The 6,181-nt window shown below is 29.4% G+C and carries 8 protein-coding genes; 3 read left to right on the top strand and 5 right to left on the bottom strand.

The features are described from left to right. Nucleotides 1-170: 170 nt before the first annotated feature. The gene (locus WHD08_RS18610; RefSeq protein WP_165733534.1) at nt 171-569 is read left to right on the top strand and encodes an acyl-CoA thioesterase; all 399 of its coding nucleotides are present in this window, start codon (nt 171-173) and stop codon (nt 567-569) included. Between the two features lie 37 nt (nt 570-606). Here WHD08_RS18610 and WHD08_RS18605 read toward each other — a convergent pair whose 3' ends face one another. Genes WHD08_RS18605 through WHD08_RS18585 form a run of 5 tightly spaced genes read right to left on the bottom strand, consistent with a single transcriptional unit; the run spans nt 607 to nt 4,207 of the window. Continuing rightward, a complete protein-coding gene (locus WHD08_RS18605; RefSeq protein WP_165733535.1) occupies nt 607-1,215 on the bottom strand; it encodes an IMPACT family protein in 609 nt (202 codons plus the stop codon). A gap of 1 nt (nt 1,216) precedes the next feature. After that, entirely contained in the window at nt 1,217-2,080 is an 864-nt protein-coding gene (locus tag WHD08_RS18600; RefSeq protein ID WP_208889734.1) for an EamA family transporter, read from the bottom strand. Further along, nucleotides 2,077-2,688 carry an HAD-IA family hydrolase gene (locus WHD08_RS18595; RefSeq protein WP_208889735.1) on the bottom strand — a complete coding sequence of 204 codons (612 nt, stop codon included), beginning with the start codon at nt 2,686-2,688 and terminating at the stop codon, nt 2,077-2,079. The genes WHD08_RS18600 and WHD08_RS18595 overlap by 4 nt, the downstream gene beginning before the upstream one ends. Continuing rightward, the gene (gene ribD / locus WHD08_RS18590) at nt 2,681-3,742 is read right to left on the bottom strand and encodes a bifunctional diaminohydroxyphosphoribosylaminopyrimidine deaminase/5-amino-6-(5-phosphoribosylamino)uracil reductase RibD (protein WP_208889736.1); all 1,062 of its coding nucleotides are present in this window, start codon (nt 3,740-3,742) and stop codon (nt 2,681-2,683) included. Before ribD ends, WHD08_RS18595 begins: the two co-directional genes overlap by 8 nt. A gap of 6 nt (nt 3,743-3,748) precedes the next feature. After that, a complete protein-coding gene (locus WHD08_RS18585) occupies nt 3,749-4,207 on the bottom strand; it encodes an LEA type 2 family protein (RefSeq protein WP_208889737.1) in 459 nt (152 codons plus the stop codon). 52 nt (nt 4,208-4,259) lie between these two features. Between WHD08_RS18585 and WHD08_RS18580 the strand changes: the two genes are divergently transcribed. Together WHD08_RS18580 and cls are read left to right on the top strand one after the other, a co-directional pair. Beyond that, nucleotides 4,260-4,751, top strand: coding sequence for a GNAT family N-acetyltransferase (locus WHD08_RS18580; protein WP_208889738.1), 492 nt, complete (start codon nt 4,260-4,262; stop codon nt 4,749-4,751). Nucleotides 4,752-4,754: 3 nt separating this feature from the next. Then, nucleotides 4,755-6,179: a cardiolipin synthase gene (cls, locus tag WHD08_RS18575; protein WP_244183281.1), complete on the top strand. Its 1,425-nt coding sequence runs from the start codon at nt 4,755-4,757 to the stop codon at nt 6,177-6,179. Nucleotides 6,180-6,181: the final 2 nt, after the last annotated feature.

The raw sequence follows: 6,181 nt of genomic DNA, 5'->3' as shown, positions 1-6,181 counted from the left end.
TTAATTTTAGCGATTTTTTGTGTTATAATTAGGGTTTAAAAAGGGCTTATGATGCCTTTTTTAAGGTGGTACAAAAATGTGAATAAAATTCAGTATAAAAAAATCAATTTGCTATTGATTATTAACTATTTTTTACGTAGAATACACAAAACACTAATTAATTATATCACTTGAAAAAATCTATAACAAAAACTAGAATCCGATATTCAGAAACCGATCAGATGGGGGTTGTGTATCACGGTAATTACGCGCAATTTTTTGAACTAGGACGTACCGAATGGATGCGTTCTTTAGGGGTTACATACAAAGATATGGAATTAAGTGGGATAATGCTTCCTGTTATTTCTATAAATTTTAAATTTATAAAATCTGCTTTGTATGACGACGTTTTAACCATAAAAACAATATTGAAAAAGAAACCAATGGTTAAAATTGAGTTTGATTATGAAATTGTAAATCAAAATGACGAACTCATTTGTACAGGAAGTTCTGTTTTAGCTTTTATGAATTCTAAAACGATGAAACCAACTCGCTGTCCAGATCATTTATTAAAAGGTTTGGGGTATTAATTTTTTAAACAGAGAAAAACATTCTGGAACTAAAATACTACTCTAGTTCTTTAATATCTACTTTATATAAAGTATCAAAAATAGTATAAATTGCTTGTGCATCTTTTTTTCTGATAGAAATGGTGTACTCGCAATTCATTTCTAATTTTTGATTGGTAATCTCAATATTTTTCTCTTTGATAATTCTTTGTACGGCATTCATCATATCGTACTCAAAAGTTAACTTATAATAAATATTTATGGTTTTTTCTAATATGTCAGCAGCTTCTAAACTAATTTGAGCAGATGTTTTATATGCAGAAATTAAACCTCCAACACCCAATTTTGTTCCTCCAAAATAACGGACAGAAACAATTAAAACATTCGTTACTTCAAAAGATTGTATTTGACCATAAATAGGTAAACCTGCAGAATTATTAGGTTCTCCATCATCATTTGCTCTAAATTTCACATCTTCAATACCTAATTGATAGGCATAACAAAAATGACGTGCAGCATGATGTTTCTTTCTTAAGTCTTCTAAATGTTCTTTTACATCCTCTTCTGATAAAACAGGAAAAACATATCCAAAAAACTTAGATCCTTTTTCTTTAAAAAGGGTTTCTTCAGATGGTTTTTCTATTGTTTTATAAACGTCTTCTAACATATTAAGCAATGGTTACTAAAACAATTCCTACAATTGCCAAAATAACTCCTATTTTATTTTTTAAACTAAATTTTTCTTTAAATAAAAGTAATCCAACCAAGGTTGATACTACTACAACAGACACATTATTAATTGTAAACAAGGTAGAACTTTCAAAACCTGATGTTTGCATCGCTTTAATTAAAAATACAATTGTAAAATAATTCGGAATACCCAAAACAATACCTGCAATTATATTTTTAAAACCAAATGGTTCTCTCTTCCGAAGAGTTTTTACTAATAAAATTAGCAATCCAAAAAAAGCAGCAAAACCAAATAGACTTCCAGAAAAAAGAGCCGCCTCATTATTCTGAACAAAATTAATTTGAACGTATTTAAGTGTTGTATCTATAGCTCCAGAACCAAAAAACAGCAATATAGGAAACAATAACCCTGCTTTGTTAAAAGTACTTCGCTCCTCTTTTACAGAAGCTAAATAAACAGAAATTAAAGCAATTAAAACCCCTACAACTTTTAACAAAGTAACAGATTCATCATATAATAAAACACCAAAAACTACCGGAATAACTACAGACATTTTACCTGCAACAGAAGCCACTGAAACTCCATTTTGCTGTGCTGTATTTGCCATTACAAAAAAGATAGCAACAAATAATGCTCCTAAAACAATAGCTCCAAAAAACCATGGTTTTTCAGGTATCTCATTAATAGAAAATGTAATTTCAGACAAACCGAAACCAAAAGCGAAAGCAACCAAATAATTTACAACAATTGCTTTTAAAGTATCAATTTTATAAATATCAAAATATTTAAATATGACAAATAGTGAGGTTGAAAAAAGAATGCTGAAAATTAAATAAATCAAAATAAATTTTCCTTTTTTGTAAATAATTCTGTTACCTCTTCTTCACCCGGAATTAAATTCCAAGTATGAATGCCTAAAGTATTTGCAGAAACTGTATTTTCTTTAGTATCATCTATAAAAAGTGTTTCTTCTGCTATTAAATTATTCTCATTCAACACAAATTCATAAATATTAACATTGGGTTTTCTTAAATGAATTTCGTGTGTTAAATAAAACTGTTCGAAACAAATTTTAAAGGAATTATAGAATTCCATTCCAACATTATTTTGAATCCAAGAAATATGTAAATCGTTGGTATTGCTTAATAAAAATAATCTATACTTTTTACTTTCTGCTAAATCTTCAATAAATTTTAATCGGTTTAATGGAAAATCTAACAGAATAGAATTCCAAGCTTTCACTAATTTTTCTTTTGAAACATTGAACTTAGCTTCAAAAAAAGCAACAAACTCTTCTGTAGAAATCAGTCCCATTTCATACTCGTTCAAAATTGGCAAATTGACTTCTGCTTCTTGCGAAATCCCTAAGTCCAGTAATTCTTTTGCAAAACGTTTTTTATCTAGGTTGATAAAAATATCGCCAAAATCGAAAATGATGTTTTTAATCATTTGTATATATTTTTAAAACATCTGTTTTGATGTTTATTTCTTCTTTAACTACTTTCTTAAAAACAGGTACCTTCACTCCTACTTTAAATGTGGTTTCTCCAGTAAAAACACGCGCTTCATCCCAGAGATCTTCATCTATAAAGGTTTGCAAAGTTTGACTACCTCCTTCTATAATTACAGACTGAATTTGGTGTTTTTGTAAAACATTGCAAACTTGTTTTGCTATATTATTTTGAAAATCAATTGCTTCAAAAATGATGTTTATTATTTCAAGGGGTTGAAACTCCTTGCTATTCAGTATTTTTTTATCACAAATAACAATCGTCTTTACACTTCCGTCTAAAATATTACTGTCTTCCGGAATTCTTAAAGTACCATCTAAAACAATTCTAACAGGGTTATGACCCGTCCAACTCCTTACATTTAACTTCGGGTTGTCTGCAATAACCGTATTTGTCCCTACTAAAATTGCGTGTTCTTGTGCTCGCCATTTGTGGACTAATTGCTGAGAATATGGAGTAGAAATCCAAACTGGTTTCTGTTCATCTTTTGTTAAAGGAGCAACAAATCCGTCTTTAGTTTGTGCCCATTTTAAAATAATATAAGGTCTTTTTTTATTCTGAACCGTAAAAAAACGATTGTGATGTTCTTTACATTCATCTTCTAAAACGCCTACAATAACATTAATTCCTGCATTTATAAGACGTTCAATTCCTTTACCAGCAACCAAACTATTAGAATCTACACAACCAACAACTACATTTTTCAGTTGATGTTTTACAATTAAATCTGCACAAGGTGGCGTTTTACCAAAATGAGAACAAGGCTCTAAAGTTACATAGATCGTTGCCTTTTTTAAAAGCGCTTTGTCTTTTACGGCATTAATTGCATTTACTTCTGCATGATTACCGCCATAAGCGGATGTAAAACCTTCGCCAATAATTTTATTTTGATATACTACAACGGCACCTACAGAAGGATTAGGACGCGAAACGCCTATCCCATTTTTGGCTATTTGTAAGCAACGTTTTATGTATAATTTGTGATCTATCACCAACAATTAAAATTTAATTTCCTGAATTTGATCTATCGGATATACACTAGAATATCCAAAAACTTTGTATTTTAAATCCCCTGTAAATTGCACTTTTATAGATTTATTTAAAAATGAATTTAACAAACCTCCTAAGATTCCATTTTTGTTATTATCAAAGACTTTTTTAGCAGGAATTACTACAGTTAAAGGTATAGAAAACTCCTTTCTTGCTGGTACTTCAAACTCGTCCGAAGAAACCTGAGCAACTTCTGCTCCATTAATAATTACTTTAATTTCATCCGTAGAAATAACACCACCAACATCATTCGGGTTTTCAAAAAAAGCTGCTGCTTTTAAACGAATTGTATCTCCCTTAAAAGAGGTTACCTTTACATTGTCTACCTTTATAAAAATGGGTTTTTCTCTTACAGAACAACTTGTAATTAATGTAAAGAAAAGTATAAAATATATAAGGTTTTTCATGTTCAATATTTAAAAAAAAAGGTAAATTGCTCTTGCAAAAATACAGTAATAAATGAAAAGTACAGATTTTATCATTAGAGAAATTCAATCTAAAGACAATGCACAAATGGCAACTGTAATCAGAGAAGTTCTTTTAGAAATGGGGGCACCAAAAATTGGTACTGCCTATGAAGACAAAGCTACTGATAAAATGTTTGAAAATTTTGAAAAACCAACCTCTTTTTATTATGTTGTAGAGCATAATAACAAGGTAGTTGGAGGCGCAGGAATTGCACAATTAGATAATTTTGAAGGGAATACGTGCGAGCTTCAAAAAATGTATTTTTTACCAATAACACGAGGAAAGGGTTTGGGTTCTAAATTAATAAATACTTGCTTAGAAAAAGCAAAAACAGTTGGTTTTGAAAACTGTTATTTAGAAACCATGCCCTATATGAATGCTGCACAAGCATTGTACAAAAGGAATGGTTTTGTAAATCTTGACAAACCTATGGGAAATACCGGACATTATTCTTGCCCTGTTTGGATGCTTAAAAAATTATAAAAATTGATATATACTATTCTCTTATCGATACACCTTGTACTATTTAGTTGGGCTTTTTACAACATTTTATATTTTGGTGTAAAACCTTCTAAGTCTTTAAGCTGGATTTTAATTACACTCTTATTTCCATTCATGGGTGTTTTTGCTTTTATTTTATTCGGCATTAATAGAAGAAAAATAAAATACTTTGAACTTAAAGAGGCTAAAAAAAGGAAAGATTACATTGAAAAGAATCGCAAAAATGAAAAAAATAAAAATGTAACTGTACTTAGAAGCCACAAAGCTTCTAAAATATCTAATCTAATTTTTAATAACACAAATTTACCACTACAATTAAATAATGATGTTGTAGTCTTAAAAAGCGGAAAAGAAACTTTTGAAGCACTTTTTAAAGCTATTAAGAATGCTAAATCATTTATCCATTTACAATATTACATTATTGAAAATGGCGAAATCCTCAACAATCTCATTAACTTATTAGAACAAAAACGAAAAGAAAATGTAGAAGTCCGTATTTTATACGATTCTATAGGAACCTTTCCGTTAAACAAAAAAACGATACAACACCTTAAAGAAATAGGTGTAAAAATATATCCAGAAACTCCTTTTAAGTTTGGAAGTTTTCTTTTTTCTTTAAATTATAGAAATCATAGAAAAATTGCAATTATAGATAATGAAATTGGTTTTACAGGTGGCGTAAATATTTCTGATGAATATATTACAGAAGATACCAATTTAGGGATTTGGCAAGATGCACATGTACAAATATCTGGTTGCGCAGTTGCTGATTTACACGATACTTTTTTAAAAGATTATTACTACGCAACAGATATAGATTTAAGTCAGAAAGAAAAATACAACAAGGTTTGTAACGCTGATGGAAATACGACAATGCAAATTGTTTCTAGCGGTCCAGATTACAAACAACCTGTTGTAATGCAACAATATTTAAGCCTTATTAATTTAGCCGAAAGGAGTATTTGTGTATTAAACCCATATTTTATACCTACTTATTCGATATTAGAAGCGTTTAAAATTGCAGCTTTAAGCGGTGTAAAAGTAACTTTATTATTACCTAAAGTTACAGATTCTAAAATGGCTACCTATAGTATGTATTCCTATTTTGAAGGTTTATTAAAAGCCGGAGTAGATATTTATTTAAGGGACGATTTCTCGCACAGTAAAGTTATATTTATTGATGATGAGATTGCCTCTATTGGTTCTACCAATTTTGATTGCAGAAGCTTTGAACATAATTACGAATTAAATGCTTTGATTTTTGATAAAGAAATAACTTCAGAAATATCAAAAGAGTTCAATGAAAGAAAGAATTTAGCTACCAAAGTAACTCTAGAAGATTTCTTAAACAGATCTAACAAACAAAAAACACTTGAACGTCTTGCTAGATTTTTAAGCCCTTTATTATAAAT

The sequence above is a fragment of the Polaribacter sejongensis genome (assembly GCF_038024065.1).
Taxonomy (GTDB): Bacteria; Bacteroidota; Bacteroidia; order Flavobacteriales; family Flavobacteriaceae; genus Polaribacter; species Polaribacter sejongensis.
Note: the sequence above shows the minus strand (reverse complement) of the source record. Positions and strands in the feature narration are given on the sequence as shown.